This is a genomic window from Serratia sp. CY56464 (assembly GCF_052168435.1).
In the GTDB taxonomy this organism is placed as follows: Bacteria; Pseudomonadota; Gammaproteobacteria; order Enterobacterales; family Enterobacteriaceae; genus Serratia; species Serratia marcescens.
Genome location: NZ_JBJNMV010000001.1, coordinates 1822380 through 1838494, shown reverse-complemented (window position 1 = coordinate 1838494; position 16115 = coordinate 1822380). Strand labels below are relative to the sequence as shown.

Annotated in this window: 18 protein-coding genes, 3 tRNA genes and 1 pseudogene; 15 read left to right on the top strand and 7 right to left on the bottom strand. The window is 52.9% G+C overall.

All coding sequences use genetic code 11. From position 1 onward, the window contains the following. Positions 1-19: 19 nt before the first annotated feature. A complete protein-coding gene (locus ACJ8KE_RS09010) occupies positions 20-379 on the bottom strand; it encodes a hypothetical protein (protein WP_004927961.1) in 360 nt (119 codons plus the stop codon). Between the two features lie 543 nt (positions 380-922). Between ACJ8KE_RS09010 and ACJ8KE_RS09005 the strand changes: the two genes are divergently transcribed. Continuing rightward, positions 923-1237 carry a hypothetical protein gene (locus tag ACJ8KE_RS09005; protein ID WP_033633390.1) on the top strand — a complete coding sequence of 105 codons (315 nt, stop codon included), beginning with the start codon at positions 923-925 and terminating at the stop codon, positions 1235-1237. 171 nt (positions 1238-1408) lie between these two features. After that, on the top strand, positions 1409-1840 hold the full coding sequence (locus ACJ8KE_RS09000) for a hypothetical protein (RefSeq protein ID WP_028128013.1): 432 nt from the start codon (positions 1409-1411) through the stop codon (positions 1838-1840). A 17-nt stretch (positions 1841-1857) separates the two neighbouring features. Here ACJ8KE_RS09000 and ACJ8KE_RS08995 read toward each other — a convergent pair whose 3' ends face one another. Continuing rightward, positions 1858-2199 carry a GlpM family protein gene (locus ACJ8KE_RS08995; RefSeq protein ID WP_016928244.1) on the bottom strand — a complete coding sequence of 114 codons (342 nt, stop codon included), beginning with the start codon at positions 2197-2199 and terminating at the stop codon, positions 1858-1860. Between the two features lie 123 nt (positions 2200-2322). After that, the gene (locus ACJ8KE_RS08990; protein WP_004927950.1) at positions 2323-2547 is read right to left on the bottom strand and encodes a DUF2594 family protein; all 225 of its coding nucleotides are present in this window, start codon (positions 2545-2547) and stop codon (positions 2323-2325) included. A gap of 704 nt (positions 2548-3251) precedes the next feature. On the opposite strand from ACJ8KE_RS08990, the gene uvrY reads away from it, so the two are divergent. From uvrY to ACJ8KE_RS08940, 10 genes and pseudogenes are all read left to right on the top strand, one after another. Further along, positions 3252-3908 carry a UvrY/SirA/GacA family response regulator transcription factor gene (gene uvrY, locus ACJ8KE_RS08985; RefSeq protein WP_004927947.1) on the top strand — a complete coding sequence of 219 codons (657 nt, stop codon included), beginning with the start codon at positions 3252-3254 and terminating at the stop codon, positions 3906-3908. Further along, positions 3901-5733 carry an excinuclease ABC subunit UvrC gene (gene uvrC / locus ACJ8KE_RS08980; RefSeq protein ID WP_004927940.1) on the top strand — a complete coding sequence of 611 codons (1833 nt, stop codon included), beginning with the start codon at positions 3901-3903 and terminating at the stop codon, positions 5731-5733. Before uvrY ends, uvrC begins: the two co-directional genes overlap by 8 nt. Positions 5734-5791: 58 nt before the next feature. Further along, positions 5792-6340, top strand: a complete 549-nt coding sequence (gene pgsA / locus ACJ8KE_RS08975; protein WP_004927937.1) for a CDP-diacylglycerol--glycerol-3-phosphate 3-phosphatidyltransferase — start codon at positions 5792-5794, stop codon at positions 6338-6340. A 144-nt stretch (positions 6341-6484) separates the two neighbouring features. Continuing rightward, positions 6485-6560, top strand: a tRNA-Gly gene (locus tag ACJ8KE_RS08970). 716 nt (positions 6561-7276) lie between these two features. Continuing rightward, positions 7277-7350 (top strand) — tRNA-Cys (locus ACJ8KE_RS08965). 10 nt (positions 7351-7360) lie between these two features. Beyond that, a tRNA-Leu gene (locus ACJ8KE_RS08960) sits at positions 7361-7446 on the top strand. Positions 7447-8011: 565 nt separating this feature from the next. After that, positions 8012-8275 (top strand): annotated as a pseudogene (locus ACJ8KE_RS08955) (hypothetical protein); the annotation flags it as partial. Between the two features lie 104 nt (positions 8276-8379). Further along, positions 8380-9489 (top strand): acyltransferase family protein, encoded by a 1110-nt coding sequence (locus ACJ8KE_RS08950; protein ID WP_442517220.1) that lies wholly within the window; start codon positions 8380-8382, stop codon positions 9487-9489. 88 nt (positions 9490-9577) lie between these two features. Then, the gene (locus tag ACJ8KE_RS08945) at positions 9578-9751 is read left to right on the top strand and encodes a hypothetical protein (RefSeq protein ID WP_240323826.1); all 174 of its coding nucleotides are present in this window, start codon (positions 9578-9580) and stop codon (positions 9749-9751) included. Positions 9752-9990: 239 nt separating this feature from the next. Then, positions 9991-10614 carry a hypothetical protein gene (locus ACJ8KE_RS08940; protein ID WP_397609478.1) on the top strand — a complete coding sequence of 208 codons (624 nt, stop codon included), beginning with the start codon at positions 9991-9993 and terminating at the stop codon, positions 10612-10614. A gap of 233 nt (positions 10615-10847) precedes the next feature. On the opposite strand, the gene ACJ8KE_RS08935 is transcribed toward ACJ8KE_RS08940, so the two are convergent. Next, entirely contained in the window at positions 10848-12188 is a 1341-nt protein-coding gene (locus ACJ8KE_RS08935) for an anaerobic C4-dicarboxylate transporter (RefSeq protein ID WP_004927934.1), read from the bottom strand. Between the two features lie 119 nt (positions 12189-12307). Here ACJ8KE_RS08935 and ACJ8KE_RS08930 point away from each other — a divergent pair, with 119 nt between their 5' ends. The 3 genes from ACJ8KE_RS08930 to ACJ8KE_RS08920 all read left to right on the top strand — a co-directional run bounded on the left by ACJ8KE_RS08930 (position 12308) and on the right by ACJ8KE_RS08920 (position 13817). After that, complete coding sequence (locus ACJ8KE_RS08930) at positions 12308-12877, top strand: PaaI family thioesterase (RefSeq protein ID WP_232036920.1); 570 nt, start codon at positions 12308-12310, stop codon at positions 12875-12877. 141 nt (positions 12878-13018) lie between these two features. Further along, positions 13019-13300 carry a hypothetical protein gene (locus ACJ8KE_RS08925; RefSeq protein WP_016928239.1) on the top strand — a complete coding sequence of 94 codons (282 nt, stop codon included), beginning with the start codon at positions 13019-13021 and terminating at the stop codon, positions 13298-13300. Next, the gene (locus ACJ8KE_RS08920) at positions 13266-13817 is read left to right on the top strand and encodes a hypothetical protein (RefSeq protein WP_004927924.1); all 552 of its coding nucleotides are present in this window, start codon (positions 13266-13268) and stop codon (positions 13815-13817) included. Before ACJ8KE_RS08925 ends, ACJ8KE_RS08920 begins: the two co-directional genes overlap by 35 nt. A 57-nt stretch (positions 13818-13874) precedes the next feature. On the opposite strand, the gene ACJ8KE_RS08915 is transcribed toward ACJ8KE_RS08920, so the two are convergent. From ACJ8KE_RS08915 to proP, 3 genes are all read right to left on the bottom strand, one after another. Beyond that, complete coding sequence (locus tag ACJ8KE_RS08915) at positions 13875-14144, bottom strand: hypothetical protein (RefSeq protein WP_016928237.1); 270 nt, start codon at positions 14142-14144, stop codon at positions 13875-13877. Positions 14145-14240: 96 nt separating this feature from the next. Further along, positions 14241-14378 (bottom strand): hypothetical protein, encoded by a 138-nt coding sequence (locus tag ACJ8KE_RS08910; protein WP_162531381.1) that lies wholly within the window; start codon positions 14376-14378, stop codon positions 14241-14243. 142 nt (positions 14379-14520) lie between these two features. Further along, the gene (gene proP, locus ACJ8KE_RS08905; RefSeq protein WP_004927916.1) at positions 14521-16023 is read right to left on the bottom strand and encodes a glycine betaine/L-proline transporter ProP; all 1503 of its coding nucleotides are present in this window, start codon (positions 16021-16023) and stop codon (positions 14521-14523) included. Between the last annotated feature and the right edge of the window lie 92 nt (positions 16024-16115).

The following is a 16115-nucleotide window of genomic DNA, read 5'->3' as shown; positions in this document are numbered from 1 at the left end:
TCAGGCAAACGCCGCCACATCACCATTGCGGCCAATAGTAGGTTTTCTCCCGCCAGCCTTTGCCGTACATACAGGCTTCGATGGTGGCGTCTCGGGCGGACTGATTGCGATCGGTCTGCACTGTTTTAATCGACGGTTCCTTGTCGTAGCGGTATCCCGATGGACAGTCTTTCTTATTCTTCTCGCAAGGAATGTATTTGTTTTCGTAGCTGAACTCCACGTCCCGCACCACGTCCGGGGGGAAGCGATCGTATCCGCGGCTGCGGCATTCGGCATATTCGGCGTTCCGGGTACTCTCAACCGCGCCAGGCCTCTCCCATTGGGTGCAGGCGGTCAACATCAATAACGGCAAAACAATCAAACAACGGCAATTCTTCATGGTGTCCCTAACTCTTTCTCTATCCTGAGGCTCGCAGCCTAGGAATGTTCCTAACTGACGAGGTAGGAAAGTGTAATAAACTGGCGGAACAATTGGAAATGATAATGGTTATTGTTTAGGTATGATTGAGGAAGTGCCGCGTTGAGAGAGGATGTGGCGCATTGAGGGCAGTCTGTAAGGATCCGCGACATCACGGCGAGGGCTGGACGATGTGGCATTGATTTTATTCATTCTCTTTATGCCGCAATGATCCGACCGCAATTGCATCGTTTTGATGAGGGAAATAATATGCAAGCTAAGCATTTTCTTATCTGGTATGAATATTATTTTTATTTAGGATATTTACCCATGCCAAGGATTTAATTCTCGGTATTAATACCTTATTTTTTTATTTCTGTTTTTTATTGGGGTTTTGTTTTCAGGTTTTTTCTGGGGAAGGCTTTTTAGTTACAGGGAATTCATTTGCATTTTAAATTTGGATTTTTTAAATTCATTTTAGAGGAAGGATAACCGTAGGCGACAGAGTCAAAAAAGGAGTTTATTTTGTCTGGGATAAAGAAAACGCCTGAAAGTCATGACGGTTTACCTTCACCATCAGAGGATTATGATACTTTTAAGCACCTCTCCGATGTTGGCGCCGTGTTGGGATATGGGCGAACCCGCTTTTATCAGTGGTGCCGTGGGCGCGGTTTTCTAACCCCGATGAACGTTCCGTCCCATGAAATGATCAGCCTGGGATATATGGTGGCGGTGTTATCAGAGACCGGTCATACCCGGGTTTATGTCACGCAGGATGGTTTCAGTTACGTCAGTGGTGCTTTTGCGGCAGATATCCAACGTGGCATGATCAAGTTTTAAATCTGCAAGAATCGCCTTTATTTCAATGGCTTTAATGCAGAATCTTCTTATCCCTGCAGGTTCGTGAGAGGAGTGGGAAGTTATCCGATTTTTTCGTCTCTGCGGTATGAATGCTACTGGAGACAGCTATTCTCTTGTTACGATAAGCATTATTTTCTTCAGGAGCCAAGGATGAAGCATTACGCCGCGTTGTTATTTGCCTCTGCACTGCTGACGGGGTGTGCGACTCAAGCCGTACCGCCGCAACAGGCTGAGTTGCCCCCCCCAAGCCGTCTGATGCTCTATCAGAATATCCCGGATACGCCTTACGCTACGGTGGTCGTGGTGCGCGACAGCGGCATGCTGGCGGGCAGCTGCCGTACCGGCGTCTATGTGAATGGGGAGTTTGCCGCTTCACTCGAGGCGAAAGAAAAAGCAGAGTTTCGCGTGCCGCCAGGCAATATTTCGGTCAGTATCGGGCAAGATATGATCGAGAACTCTCTATGTATTTGGCGTGAAACCAGCGGCAGCGTGCCGATGACGCTGCGCGCCGGTGAAAGCCGCTATCTGCGCATCGCCGGCGATCGGCAGCGAGGCTTCGTGTTGCAGGCAGGGCGGCCGTAACAGCTCAGGCAAGGGCGTTAATGCCCTTGCCACCATCCCCACAGCGTAATTAATAGCCACGCCGCCGCAATCCAGCACAGTACCGCCGCACCCAGCGCTAACGACAGCCGCAGACTGTTAATCAGGAAATACAGCGAAATCAAATACACCAGGTAGGGCAATACCGCCCACATGCCGAAAATCAGCGTCGTTTTCAGTGCCGCAATTGAACGTTCGCTGCCGACAATGTAATGCGCAATCAGGGCGAAAGTGGGAAAGAGCGGGACTAAACCGGCGATATAATAGTTGCGCGTTTTGGCTAACAGGCCGATCAGAACCACGACCAGCGCGCCGATCAGCGCTTTGACAAGGATGCCCATAACGGTCTCGGGTGTGGGGGAGAAAGTCAACACACTGCCCGAAAGCACGTGCAAGATCAATGGGGTGTGGCGTAGCGTGGTGAAAAGCAGACCCACAAGAAGTGCGGGTCTGGGGCGCAACGCTTACTGACGGTAAGCGTGCTTGATTTGCTGAATGCTGTTCTTGAAGATTTCTGCCTGGGTCGGATCTTCAATCTGCGCGATGAAACGTTCCATGTTGATGATGACTTTCCCGGCGTCGGCCTGGCCGATCGACTTCAAGATCAGCGTCAGCGTAGCTTTGAGGCAGGCAACTTCGGTCGCCAAGATTTCCGGGTTTGCAGACGTAGTGAAATCAACGTTGCTCATTTTCTCTCCTGATTTTCTGAGGCCGTAGCCTGATACAAGCTGCTTTGGCGCACCGCGCGCGGGCTAAAAATTAGCCCCTGGCGCGGCGGCGAATTTAACTGGGCGCGGAGTATAGCATAGCATGAGTCTGCCATCTGCACCGGGCTTGCTCAGGTCACGCAGGTGGGCAACGTTCGCTCATTGCCTGTCTGAATCATCTACTCTCGGCAAGTTATTTCGAGGTGGTTAACAAGTATTTTTCCGGTACGTTATTGTTGAACAATCGGGGTTATTATAATTATTGGGGGCGGAGGCGCCGATTTTACCGACGTTTGCCGGGAATAATAGTTTCGACCGTGGGTTGCCAGACCCGCGTCAGCCGCGGATTTTGTTACGCCTTTAAATATCAAATGATTACAAACAGCCAACAGCCGTGTTAATATTATTCATGTCGTGATTGCTTACACAGATTTCTCCCTCGCGGCATGATTGTCGCGCTATCCTGTGTCAGACGCAGCGCGACGAAATTATTTTCGTCGCCCGATCTTTTCCGACGTGACGATTTATCGGCGGCATAGACGGCTAAAATTGAAAAATCAGCTCTGCTCCGCAAAGTTATTCGGAAGTATGTATTAATCTGTGTTCATTCTTGTCTGAAAAACAAGTAATATCTCTGGCGAAAACAGAGGCCGATTGCGTTACTCCCTTTTTTTGGAGATTTTTCCTTGATTAGCGTTCTTCTTGTTGATGACCACGAACTGGTGCGCGCAGGGATACGACGCATTCTTGAAGATATCAAAGGTATAAAAGTTGTCGGTGAGGCTCAGTGCGGTGAAGACGCCGTAAAATGGTGCCGTGGCAACGCTGTCGATATCGTGCTGATGGACATGAATATGCCGGGCATTGGCGGGCTGGAAGCCACGCGCAAGATTGTGCGTTATGCACCCGACGTCAAAGTCATCATGTTGACCATCCATACTGAAAATCCTTTGCCCGCGAAGGTGATGCAGGCGGGTGCCGCCGGTTACCTGAGCAAGGGCGCCGCGCCGCAGGAAGTGATTAACGCCTTGCGTTCCGTGCATGCCGGGCAGCGCTATATCGCGTCTGATATCGCCCAGCAGATGGCCCTGAGTCAGTTGGAACCGCAGGCTGAAACGCCGTTCAGCTGCTTGTCTGAACGCGAGTTACAGATCATGTTGATGATCACCAAAGGCAAAAAAGTGAATGAGATCTCGGAGCAACTGAGTCTCAGCCCGAAAACGGTGAACAGCTACCGTTACCGCATGTTCAGCAAACTGAATATCAGCGGCGACGTTGAATTGACTCACCTGGCCATCCGACATGGATTGTTCAATGCGGAGACGTTGTTAAGCAGTGAATGACCGTTTTGATGCCAAAGCCTTCCTGAGTACCGTCACCAGCCAGCCCGGCGTCTACCGTATGTACGACGCCACGGGTACGGTGATCTACGTCGGTAAAGCCAAAGACCTGAAAAAGCGTCTCGCCAGCTATTTTCGGCAGCAGGTCAGCAGCCGTAAAACCGAGACGCTGGTTAAAAATATCGCGCAAATAGACGTAACGGTTACCCATACTGAGACAGAAGCGCTGTTGTTGGAACATAACTACATTAAATTGTACCAACCGCGATATAATGTTCTTTTGCGAGACGATAAATCTTATCCGCTGATTTTTCTCAGTGCGGATACCCATCCCCGTTTGGCGGTGCATCGCGGCGCCAAACACGCCAAAGGCGAATACTTCGGGCCTTTCCCCAACTCTTACGCCGTGCGCGAAACGCTGGCGCTGCTGCAGAAGCTGTTCCCAATCCGCCAGTGCGAAAACAGCGTGTATCGCAACCGTTCGCGTCCTTGCCTGCAGTATCAGATCGGCCGCTGTCTGGGGCCTTGTGTTGCCGGCCTGGTGAGCGAAGAAGAGTACCGGCAGCAGGTGGACTACGTGCGGCTGTTTCTTTCTGGCAAAGATCAGCAGGTATTGCACCAGCTGATTGAGCGTATGGAAGAAGCCAGCAAACTGCTTAATTTCGAAGAGGCGGCGCGCATTCGCGATCAAATTCAGGCCGTGCGCCGCGTCACCGAACGGCAGTTCGTGTCGGGCGACAGCGACGATCTGGACGTGATCGGCGTGGCGTTCGATGCCGGTATGGCGTGCCTGCACGTGCTGTTCATCCGTCAGGGCAAGGTGCTGGGCAGCCGCAGCTATTTCCCTAAAGTGCCGGGCGGCACGGATATGGGCGAGGTGGTGCAGACCTTTGTCGGCCAGTTCTATCTGCAAGGCAGCCAGGCGCGTACGCTGCCCGGCGAGATCCTGCTGGATTTCAGCCTGCCGGAAAAAGACCTGCTTGCGGAATCGCTTTCCGAGTTGGCGGGGCGCAAGATCCAAATCCAAAGCAAACCGCGCGGCGATCGTGCCCGTTATCTGAAACTGGCGCGCACCAACGCGGCAACGGCGTTGACCACCAAGCTTTCGCAACAGTCGACGATCCATCAGCGGCTGGCGGAGTTGGCCAAAGTGCTGAACCTGACGGAAATCAACCGTATGGAGTGCTTCGATATCAGCCATACCATGGGTGAGCAGACCGTGGCTTCGTGCGTGGTGTTCGACGGAAACGGCCCCGTGCGAGCGGAGTATCGGCGTTACAATATCAGCGGCATCACTCCTGGCGATGACTACGCGGCGATGACGCAGGTGCTGAAGCGCCGTTACGGCAAAGCGCTGGAAGAGAAAAAGATCCCGGATGTCATCTTTATCGACGGCGGTAAAGGGCAGCTCGGCATGGCGATCGACGTATTCAAATCGCTGAATGTTACCTGGGACAAGAATAAGCCGCTGCTGATCGGCATCGCCAAAGGTGCCGACCGCAAGGCAGGGTTGGAAACGTTGTTCTTCGTCCCGGAAGGTGAAGGGATTTCTCTGCCGCCGGATTCGCCGGCGCTGCATGTGATCCAACACATCCGCGACGATTCGCACAATCATGCCATTACCGGTCACCGGCAGAGAAGGGCGAAAGTCAGAAATACCAGCGCATTGGAGCTGATTGAAGGCGTAGGGCCGAAACGGCGCCAGGTGCTGTTGAAGTATATGGGCGGACTGCAACCTTTGTTGAACGCCAGCGTGGAGGAAATTGCAAAAGTGCCGGGTATTTCACAAGCATTGGCAGAAAAGATCTACAATGCATTGAAACACTGAGGGCAATGTAGCAACATACTCTTAATTTCCACTCTAGCCAGATAGTTACCGTAGCATTATGCAATTGAATATACCGACTTGGCTTACCCTGTTTCGCGTAGTTCTGATCCCATTCTTTGTGCTGGCGTTTTATCTGCCGTTCAACTGGGCTCCGATGGTTTGCGCCGTTATCTTTGTGTTTGCCGCCGTCACCGACTGGTTTGACGGCTTCCTGGCACGTCGCTGGAAACAAACGACGCGCTTCGGAGCGTTTTTGGATCCGGTCGCGGATAAAGTGATGGTGGCGGTGGCGCTGGTGCTGGTGGCGGAGCACTACCACAGCTGGTGGATCACGCTGCCGGCGGCCACCATGATCGCCCGTGAAATCATCATTTCGTCGCTGCGCGAGTGGATGGCGGAAATTGGCAAACGCAGCAGCGTGGCGGTGTCGTGGATCGGCAAAGTGAAAACCATGGCGCAGATGATGTCACTGGTGGGCTTGCTGTGGCGGCCGGATCGCTCCGTAGAGTATGTGGCGATTGGCTTATTGTATATCGCAGCGGTGCTGACTTTCTGGTCGATGTTCCAATATTTGAACGCGGCACGCAACGATCTGCTGGAACCGTGATCGATACGCTGCAAAAATCGGCAAACGATCGTGGTGAGCCAACAATTTTATTGACTCATCACGTCAGGTAAGTAGAATGCATCGCATCAGACGACAACGATGAATTGCCGAAAGATGGCAAAGAAATCAGTCAGTTCTGGTAACGCGGGAATAGCTCAGTTGGTAGAGCGCAACCTTGCCAAGGTTGAGGTCGCGAGTTCGAGCCTCGTTTCCCGCTCCAAATATTGGCCTGTTGGATCCCCGCGATTCGGCAGGTAAGAGAAAGGGGCTTCGGCCCCTTTTTCGTTTTTTATTCCTTTGCCGTCCGGCGAAACCTGTCTGCATCTTCCTGCATCGACTATTGTCCCTATCTCTCCTGTCGTTTTCCTGCCGTAGGATGCCCCGTTAAACGGCGAAAACAGGCACATTTGATTGGGCATCGTGCCGGTGCTTTGTGGGGGGATTGATGCCGACCCATCGTGCGCTGGAAAACCTGACGTCAGTCTCCAGCTTTGCAGTTACGTTGGCCGTTCAGGGCGGCGGAGATTGCGCGATGTCTCCCATGATGATGTTTTGCATGATATCCCATCATCATAAGCAGGTGAAAAGCCGGAGAGAGGTGCGTAAGCGATTCATGTCGAGAAAAAAGATCCGATTTGCCCGTGAATCCCCGAGCCGATGCATATAAAATCAACATTCCGCTTGCCTTTCCGTTGGCATTGTGAACAGTGCGCCCACAAAATAAGCAGTTGAAAGCGTTAGAGAACTTTTTGCTATTTCGGGGGGTTGCCAAGGTGGGGGGTTTAGTCCATAATGCAGTCCATCGATTCGGCGGTAACGAAATAAATTACTTAAGAATCAGATGATTAAGATATGCGATTTCAACATCGCAGTTAAAAAGAACAAAACGAAGTGGGTGAATCACCGGCTTTGGCCTGAAAAGGCAAACAGAATAAAGGCGCGTTAACAAAGCGGTTATGTAGCGGATTGCAAATCCGTCCAGTCCGGTTCGACTCCGGAACGCGCCTCCAACTTTCCCGAGCCCGGGTGGTGAAATCGGTAGACACAAGGGATTTAAAATCCCTCGGCTTATGGCTGTGCGGGTTCAAGTCCCGCCCCGGGTACCAGGGAACGAAAATACCGAATAATCAAAGCAATAAGTAGTAATGTCGTAGACCGCCGAGAGGCGGTTTTTTTGTTTTTGCACTCCCATTCCTAACATCAATTTTACTCTATGCGCGCGCACTGAATAATTGCTGCCCGCCGACCACCGGCACAATCTTGGTTTTTCTGTCGTATCTTGCTGTTTAGCTGATGCTCTTGTGCCCTGAAATCGCCTGTTTCTCGGTGAGTGAGCCTTCCAGATCAGAAATGCCGTTGGCTTTAAGAGCATGGAAAGTGAAATCAAAACTCAGCTCTGGGAGCTCGGCGGCAGATCGCTCACTGGCGGCCTGCCAGCGGCATCACTCGTATACCGGTGCCCCCGAGGCTGCTGTAGAACGTACATGCTCACTACACCATCCTTTAGCGGCAGGCTGGCGGCGAGATCAATCGCCACTTTAAGCCGGCCTGTTATGCCTTGATCTGTTTCTTGCCTGTTTTTCCCTGCTTGATAAAAATCCCCTCCGGCAACAGCTGAGATTTCGACAGAGTCAGCAGCTCGCCTTGCCGGGGCTGCAAAGATAAGCCAGCGCCATGACATATGCATTGAAACAGGCGGCCAACGGCAAAGAGGTGGAGATGACGCCTCAAAACCTGGTGCTCGAAGGTCTGGATCGGTCGGGTATTCTCGGGCCACTGATGGAATACAACAACATGGCGGAAAAGGCATCGGGTGGCATGGTCGGCCTGTTGGGTACGCTGACTGACGTCATCCCCGGCGTGCTGAACGGCGATGCCGGGGATCGTGTTATACACAATGCCTGCACGTTTTTACCAGGCAATAACCTGTTCTGAATAGCTTCGCTTATTAATCAGGTAGACCCTGGCATGAAGTAACATTTTGATGGATATCTTTACAAAAGAAATGTAAAATTCGCAAACCTTTAGGATTGTTGCGGTTGACATTTTTAAAAATGAAACACATCAAAGAGTTGGATGGGCTTAGAGGGTTAATGGCTTTGTGGGTTGTTGCAGGACACGCGTATGAAGCCATTCCCACAATGAACAAAGTAATACCCATCACGTTGTTGAATGATTTTGCAGTTGACGTTTTTATAGTTCTCAGCGGGTTTGTTATTTTTAACCTATTAAATAAAAGCAAGGTGTCTTATAAGAAATATATAACTCAAAGATGGATGAGGCTTTTCCCTATATATCTGGTGGTTCTGGCTGCATCAATCTCGAGCATGTATTTCTACAGGGATATATTAACTATTGCTCCGTTCTCACCATCAACGGAGCATAGAATTTATCAGGTGGATACCTATCTAAGTAACCAGTTTTCTCATCTCATTCCGCATCTTTTCCTGCTCCAGGGGATAATTCCTGAGAGGGTATTGCCACTTGCTGGCACAACAATCGTAGGCCAGGCTTGGAGCGCTTCCGTTGAGTGGCAGTTCTATCTGATTGCTCCTATGTTGTTTGTTTTTTTTAGTAAGTTAATGACATCCCCTTCTAACAGGGCGTTTTTACTTGCGTTATCTTTCCTAGTCGCCATGATTCTTTTGAGTAAGGTACTTCATAATAAAGCGTTTGCTGGTGGAAGCATGGCTGCTTTCTTGATGGGGTTTATTTCATTTTTCTTTTATCGTGATATTTTCCCGATTATTACTCTGGCTAAGCTTAAGGTTATTTTTTTCTTTGTTGTTGTGTCATCGGTGTTGTTGCTAAAGAAGGATTGCATCGGCTATGTAATATGGTTTGCGACATTCTTTGCTGTTCTGATAAGTATGAAGAGTGAACGTGGGAATCTCATAACAAAATTGTTTGATAATAGAATTATGCAGATTGTTGGCAAGGTTTCTTATTCTGTGTATATGGTTCATATGTTGGTCATTTACTTCTCTCTATATCTTTTTGTAATGCTGGAAGTTAATGTTGGGTTTGAATATTTAATGCTTGTGCCTATATCAATAATTGTCTCGCTAATTGTATCAATGGGCACGTTTAAGTTTATTGAGCAGCCAATGATGAGTCTGGGAAAACGAGTTTCACAAAAACTGGCATAAGAGCATCTAACATTTCGATGTCTCTACGATAGCCAGGAAACCAACCACCCGCCACATCATAGCCCCATGACAACCATGGGGCTTTTTTATGCACAACGATTACAAAACCCGCCTTAATGCGTTGAGTGACAAGTTAACCGACGTCGTGCTGAAGGAAGCCGAATCGGATACCTGGCCGGGCGCCGACTGCCTGACGATCAAGCTTTTCGAGAAAGAGCACCGCATCGATGAAAAAAGGCGACGGTGCGCAGCTATAGACTGACGTTCGGGCCAGAGTATGTTTTTGTTGGCATCCATAAGGGCGCGCGCCTGCTCGCAGAGGGCGTCGATTGCCAGTTGACGGCAACGGGCATCAATTTCGCTGAACCGCCAAGAACGACGGTGGACTGCTACGCAGAATCCGCCTCGATCCTGGGCGCATCCGCGAGTACAACGTGCAGCAGGAAACCCGGTGCGCGAACCGCACCGCCTCGATGTGGCGGGGCAGCCAGCAGATCGTTGGTGCTGACCGACGCACGGGGGCACCTGTACTGGCACGTGTGCCAGGAGCTGATCGGCGATCTGGCCGAGTTCAACGAGCGCGACAAAATCATCGGCGGCCAGGTAGTGCAGATCCGCGAACTGGTGATCCGGTACCAGATACCGCAGGTGGTGGTTGAAGTGAACGGGCCCGGCAGTTTCGCCGGCAAGTTGCTGCGTCAGGCGCTGAAAGGCACCGGTTGCGGTGTTCGTGAAGTCACGATAACCAACAGACAAAAACGCATTCTCGACGCATTTGAGGCGCCGCTGTTGCCCTGTTTTCTGTGGGCGCATAGCGACGTGCTAGACGGGTCGGCCTATGACCAAATGCGCGTTTTCAACCCGGTGGTAACCAACCAGCCGGACGACTTCAGCGATTCCGGGACGGGGCTAACAGCGAGACGCCCGTGCGCATCGGAGAAAATTGGTCGGAAAACCGACCAGCTCAGAGGCGGGAAGATTGGCAGTCATCAGATGGTGATCATGAGGTCGCCGTGGACTACTCCCCCTCATACATCCAAACGTAAACCGCGTTCCAGACCAGCGGCGCGGGGGCCCCAAACGGAACAACAGAATTATTATGGATATGTAAGATTAACAAGGTGAATTTAAAATCCCTCGGCTTCTGGCTGTGCGGGTTCAAGTCCCGCCCCGGGTACCAGGGAACGAAAATTCCGAATAATCAAAGCAATAAGTAGTAATGTCGTAGACCGCCCAGAGGCGGTTTTTTTGTTTCTGTCATTCGCATTACACCTGCATTCCTCCCTGTCTTGTCATGCCTTATACCCATGGATTGTCATCCTGCTTGCAGGGAGCCCCGCAGGGCTCCAAAGTACAACTCATAAGAAACCGAACGCCGCAGCGAGGATCCAGCCGAAGACGCAGGAGACGCTGACGCCGATCAGGCCGGGCAGAATAAAGCTGTGGTTGATCACGAAGCGGCCGATGCGGGTGGTGCCGGAGCGATCGAACTGGATTGCCGCCAGATCGCTGGGGTAGGTTGGCAGAATGTAATAACCGTAACAGGCCGGCGCCGAAGCGACGATATAGGCAGGGTTAACCCCGATCGCCAGCGCCACCGGCACCAGCGCCGCCAGTGCGGCGGCCTGCGAGTTGACGAATTTCGACACCAGCAGCAGGATCAGCGCATAGGCCCAAGGGTACTCTTTCACCAACACACCCAGTGTGGCCTCGATCTGCGCCAGGTGCGCGCCGAACATGGTTTCCGCCATCCAAGCGACGCCATACACCGCCACGATGGCGATCATGCCGGAACGGAATACCTCGTTTTTAGAGATAGACGCCGGGTTGGTGCGGGTGATGATAACGATCAACGCCCCGGCCATCAGCATGCACATCTGGATCACCAGAACCATGGAGAGCGGCTTGCCGCCGAAGCTGGGCCGCAGGCCGGAAAAGGCTCCCAGCACCGCCACCAGGGCGATGGTGGCGAGGAAAATCCACATGGCGATCCAGTTGCTGCGCGGCAATACCCGGTCCAGCAGGGTAGCGGCGTCGCCGTAGACGTAGCGATGGTTTTCCGGCACCGAGATGAACTTCTGGAACTCCGGGTCTTTGTCCAGGTCTTTGCCGCGGAACCAGCTGAAGATGCCGATCGCCAGAATGCCGCACAGCGTCGAAGGGATGGTGATAGACAGCAGATCGAGGAATTCCAGATGGCGGCCATTGAAGGTGTAGCTGCTGAGCATCGCCACCAGTGACACCACCGCCACCGACACCGGGCTGGCGATAATGCCCATCTGCGCGCCGATCGAACTGGCCGCCATCGGCCGTTCCGGGCGGATATTGTTTTTGATCGCCACGTCATAGATGATCGGCAAGATGGTGTACACCACATGGCCGGTGCCGCACAGGATAGTGAGAATGCAGGTGACGAAGGGGGCGATGATCGAGACATAACGCGGGTTGCGCCGCAGCATCCGCTCGGCGATCTGCAGCATGACGTCCAACCCGCCTGAAGCCTGCAGGGTGGCGGAGGCCGCCACCACCGCGATGATCACCAGCATCACGTCTACCGGCGGTTTGCCGGGCTGCAGGTGAAAGCCAAACACCAGGATCATCAAACCGATGCCGCCCAGTAACCCCAGCGCAATGCCGCCCTTACGCGCCCCATACAGCAGGCATGCCAATATAACCGCTAATTGCAGAAAGAAATCCATGATAGATACGCCTTAAAATGTTGAACTTAACTGCGTTCAGTTTCCGGCGGTGTTTACAGTAGAAAGTTGTTTTAAATCTAAAGGCTCTTAAAAATTGTGGTTATTGACTCTAAAGAGTGATGATGGTCACGTTCAGAGAATCTGAAGAGCAGGCGGCTGACGACATCAGCACGAAAAAACAAGCCAAGAGGTCAGACCTCTCCTATATAACCGGTTTGCCACCAGAGGAGAGAGCAATGGATCCGACAAAAATGACCGGGCTGGCGTTATTACAGGCTGCGATGGCTGGCAAGATCCCGCCGGCCTCGATCGCTGAAACCGTGCCCATGAAACCGGTCGCGGTGGAAGAGGGGTATATCCGCATCGCGGCGCGGGCCGACGGGCGCCATCTGAATCCACTGGGGGGCGTACATGGCGGTTTCGCCGCCACGGTTTTGGACTCGGTGACCGGTTGCGCGGTGCACAGTACGCTGGGCGCGGGGATTGGCTATGGCACCGTCGATCTGCAGGTTAAAATGTTGCGCCCTGTGCCGAAGGAAACTGATCTGATCGCCGAGGGGCGTTTGGTCTATGCGGCGAAGAACGTCGCTTTCGCTGAAGGCACGCTCAAAACGGCGGAAGGGAAGCTGCTGGCTTCAGCAACCGCCACTTGTTTTATTATTCGCCCCGCCGAACAAGCACCGCAATAACCTGCTCTTTATCGGGCTTCGGGCTATCAACCCGGAGCCTGATGCATTTATCTTTGGCTGCATACCTTGCTGCGCTACGATGGCAGGCGCGATACGCCATTGTGGTCTAGTATTCTTGGGTGAAAATTTATCGGGGTGATTATGCAGCCGTATAAAGAGGTTGAGTTTGATCATGAGCTTTGTCTGGCGATCGGCAAAGCCGTATTAGACGTGGTGGCGCAGGGGGAAGAAACCAGCGCTCCGGCGGTGATGAACGCGATTGAGCGGTCGGTGGAGCAGGGGCTGGATGATGACGAAACCGCCATCGCCGACGACGCTCTGGATTTGATGGCTCGTCTCATCCACGGCTTCAGATTCATTAATCTCGCGGGTGAAGAGGATACTTCCCATGCATTGGTTGAATTTCAAGCGCTACAAGAGTGACGTTGCCAAACAGGCTGTGCCGCCGCATTTGAATGCGGCTGAGTTTGCGCGGCATTACGCTGACAAGCCGCAAGCCGATACGGAAGAGTACCTTTCGTTGAGCGGGGAGATGTGCTGGGATGCGGTGGTGCTTTGCGCTCATCGTTCAGGCGCGCTCAGCAAGGCGAAATACAAGCAGCTGTGGCTGACGGTGTTCGATAAGCAATACAAACATTTCGTCAGCCCTGATGATACCGAGATCCGCACCATGGCGGATATGCTGCGCGCGCCGCAGGGATGTTTTATCGGTATATTTTCCATGCGCGACGCGGCGGCGCCCCGTTTGCTGCATGCCATGATCGGCACCGGCGCGGGATTTGCCGCGGGCAATAAAAATCTTTGCATCGGCGTGGGGGGCGCGGTCGGTTGGGAAAATCTCAATCTGGCGCGCGATCTGCGCTGGCAGCCGGAAGGCGGTTTTTTACGCCAAGGCGACAACGAAGTGCTGCGCATTTTTTATCGGCCTTTCCCCGCCTGAACCACCGGTCCGCAGGCTTTTTAGGATAAAAAACCGCCGTCCGGCGGTTTTTTTTGCTTACTTAAACCCGCCGTTGCGCATGAACTCAAGACCGGCGGTGGTGATCCGCGTTTGATGCGGATCGATATCATAGTTGTTCTCGTCGATGTCGCTCATCACGTAGGCTTGTATCAGCCCCTTGGTTTTGAGATAGGCGAAGGGATCGGCGAAGGCGTGCGGGCTGGTGGCGTCCTGCTTCCACAGTTCGTAGGTTTTTTCATCCAGCGTGCCGGGGTGATTGGCGGCCAGCCGGGTCAGGATCTGATTGTAGAACTCATAGTCGGTCATGATGCAGTCCTCTTTATCGCGAGCGACAGTCTCGGAAAATAGCGTAACGTCTATCAATCATAGCCGAAGTTTTCCACCGCCTGCGGCGGCGTCGGGTTAGCCGCGTTGGCTTTCAATCCAGTGAAACAGACGTGAAATGCTGCAGGTGATATCGCCAATGTTGAAGAGCGCGCCGAGCCACAGGGTCAGCATCACCAGGATGCCGATGATGATGGGAAGGTCCATTTTGCTCATGATTATGTTCTTCATCAATAAAGAGTGTGCGGCAAAGCGTACCACCAATCCTGATTGTCATAAAAATGCGCTGCGCATTATTTCTTTTGAAATCAAAGTAAAAAAGCCACCCAAACGGGTGGCTTTTGTCTTTCAGCGGCGATCAGTCCAGCTTGGGGTGCTGGTCTATCAGGATCTGCTTTTTCTTTTCCAGCTCGGCGATCTGCGCGTTGATGTCCTCGACTTTCTGTTCGATATTGTCGTAGGTCTCCTGCAGCAGTTCTTTCGCTTCGGTACGGTCAGAAGCGGCCGGCGTCGCGCCGCGCAGCGGCTTGTTGGCGGTCTCTTTCATGTACAGACCGGTGATAAGACCGATCACCGCCACAACCATCAGGTAGTAGGCCGGCATGTACAGGTTGCCGGTCGCTTCGACCAGCCAGGCAGCGGCGGTCGGTGTCGCACCGGCGATCAGTACCGAAATGTTGAACGAAATCGCCAGCGCGCTGTAGCGAATGTGCGTCGGGAACATTGCCGGCAGAATCGAGGCCATCACCCCGGTGAAGGAGTTGAGCAGCACCGCCAGCACCAGCAGACCGACGAAGATCAGGCCGATGACGTTGCTGTTGATCAAAATGAAGCACGGGATCGCCAGCGCCAACAGGCCGATGCTGCCGCCGATGATGAACGGCTTACGGCCGATACGGTCGCTGGTCAGGCCGATCACCGGCTGCACGAACAGCATGCCGATCATGATGGCGATGATGATCAGAACGCCGTGATCCTCCGAGTAGTGCAGGTTATGCGACAGGTAACTCGGCATGTAGGTCAACAGCATGTAATAGGTCACGTTGGTGGAAATCACGATACCGACGCACACCAGCAAACTTTTCCAGTGTTTGGCCGCGATCTCTTTGAACGAGGTTTTCGGCGGATTTTCGATGGCGTTGCGATCCTCTTTCTCCATCTTATCCACGTGCTGCTGGAACGCCGGGGTTTCTTCCAGCGCATGGCGCAAATAGAGACCGATCAGGCCCAGCGGCGCGGCGATGAAGAACGGAATGCGCCAGCCCCAGTCGAGGAAGTTAGCTTCGCCGACGATGCTGGAGATCAGCACCACAACGCCTGCACCCATCACAAAGCCGGCAATGGAGCCGAAATCCAGCCAGCTCCCCATAAAGCCGCGTTTGCGGTCCGGCGAGTATTCGGCGACGAAGATCGCCGCGCCGGAATATTCACCGCCGACGGAGAAGCCCTGCGCCAGTTTGGCCAGCAGCAGCAGGATCGGGGCCCAGATGCCGATCGACGCATAGGACGGGATCAGGCCGATACAGAAGGTGCTGACCGCCATGATGATAATGGTGACCGAGAGGACTTTTTGCCGGCCGAACTTGTCGCCCATGGCGCCGAAGAACAGGCCGCCGAGCGGACGCACCAGGAAGGGCACGGAGAAGGTCGCCAGCGCGGCGATCATTTGTACGCCGGGCGAGGCGCCGGGGAAGAAGACCTGGCCAAGTGCGTAGGCGACAAAGCCGTATACGCCGAAGTCGAACCACTCCATCGCATTGCCCAGGGCCGCTGCGGTGATCGCCTTCTTGAGTTTGCTGTCATCGATGATGGTGATGTCGTTAATGTGCATCGGTTTATGTCGTTTTTTTCTTAACTTCATATAATCATCCCTTAATGAATTATTCGTTGTTCGTGAAAGCGTAATCTCCGTTCACTGTTGTTTTCGAGTTATCAAATAGGCTAATCGAATCG

Bases quoted from the DNA above. Each gene is read 5' to 3' on its own strand.
- ACJ8KE_RS09010 (WP_004927961.1), bottom strand. From the start codon at position 379: ATGAAGAATTGCCGTTGTTTGATTGTTTTGCCGTTATTGATGTTGACC.
- ACJ8KE_RS09000 (WP_028128013.1), top strand. From the start codon at position 1,409: ATGAAGCATTACGCCGCGTTGTTATTTGCCTCTGCACTGCTGACGGGG.
- ACJ8KE_RS08995 (WP_016928244.1), bottom strand. From the start codon at position 2,199: ATGGGCATCCTTGTCAAAGCGCTGATCGGCGCGCTGGTCGTGGTTCTG.
- ACJ8KE_RS08990 (WP_004927950.1), bottom strand. From the start codon at position 2,547: ATGAGCAACGTTGATTTCACTACGTCTGCAAACCCGGAAATCTTGGCG.
- pgsA (WP_004927937.1), top strand. From the start codon at position 5,792: ATGCAATTGAATATACCGACTTGGCTTACCCTGTTTCGCGTAGTTCTG.
- ACJ8KE_RS08945 (WP_240323826.1), top strand. From the start codon at position 9,578: ATGCACAACGATTACAAAACCCGCCTTAATGCGTTGAGTGACAAGTTA.
- ACJ8KE_RS08935 (WP_004927934.1), bottom strand. From the start codon at position 12,188: ATGGATTTCTTTCTGCAATTAGCGGTTATATTGGCATGCCTGCTGTAT.
- ACJ8KE_RS08930 (WP_232036920.1), top strand. From the start codon at position 12,308: ATGATGGTCACGTTCAGAGAATCTGAAGAGCAGGCGGCTGACGACATC.
- ACJ8KE_RS08925 (WP_016928239.1), top strand. From the start codon at position 13,019: ATGCAGCCGTATAAAGAGGTTGAGTTTGATCATGAGCTTTGTCTGGCG.
- ACJ8KE_RS08920 (WP_004927924.1), top strand. From the start codon at position 13,266: ATGCATTGGTTGAATTTCAAGCGCTACAAGAGTGACGTTGCCAAACAG.
- ACJ8KE_RS08915 (WP_016928237.1), bottom strand. From the start codon at position 14,144: ATGACCGACTATGAGTTCTACAATCAGATCCTGACCCGGCTGGCCGCC.
- ACJ8KE_RS08910 (WP_162531381.1), bottom strand. From the start codon at position 14,378: ATGAGCAAAATGGACCTTCCCATCATCATCGGCATCCTGGTGATGCTG.
- proP (WP_004927916.1), bottom strand. From the start codon at position 16,023: ATGAAGTTAAGAAAAAAACGACATAAACCGATGCACATTAACGACATC.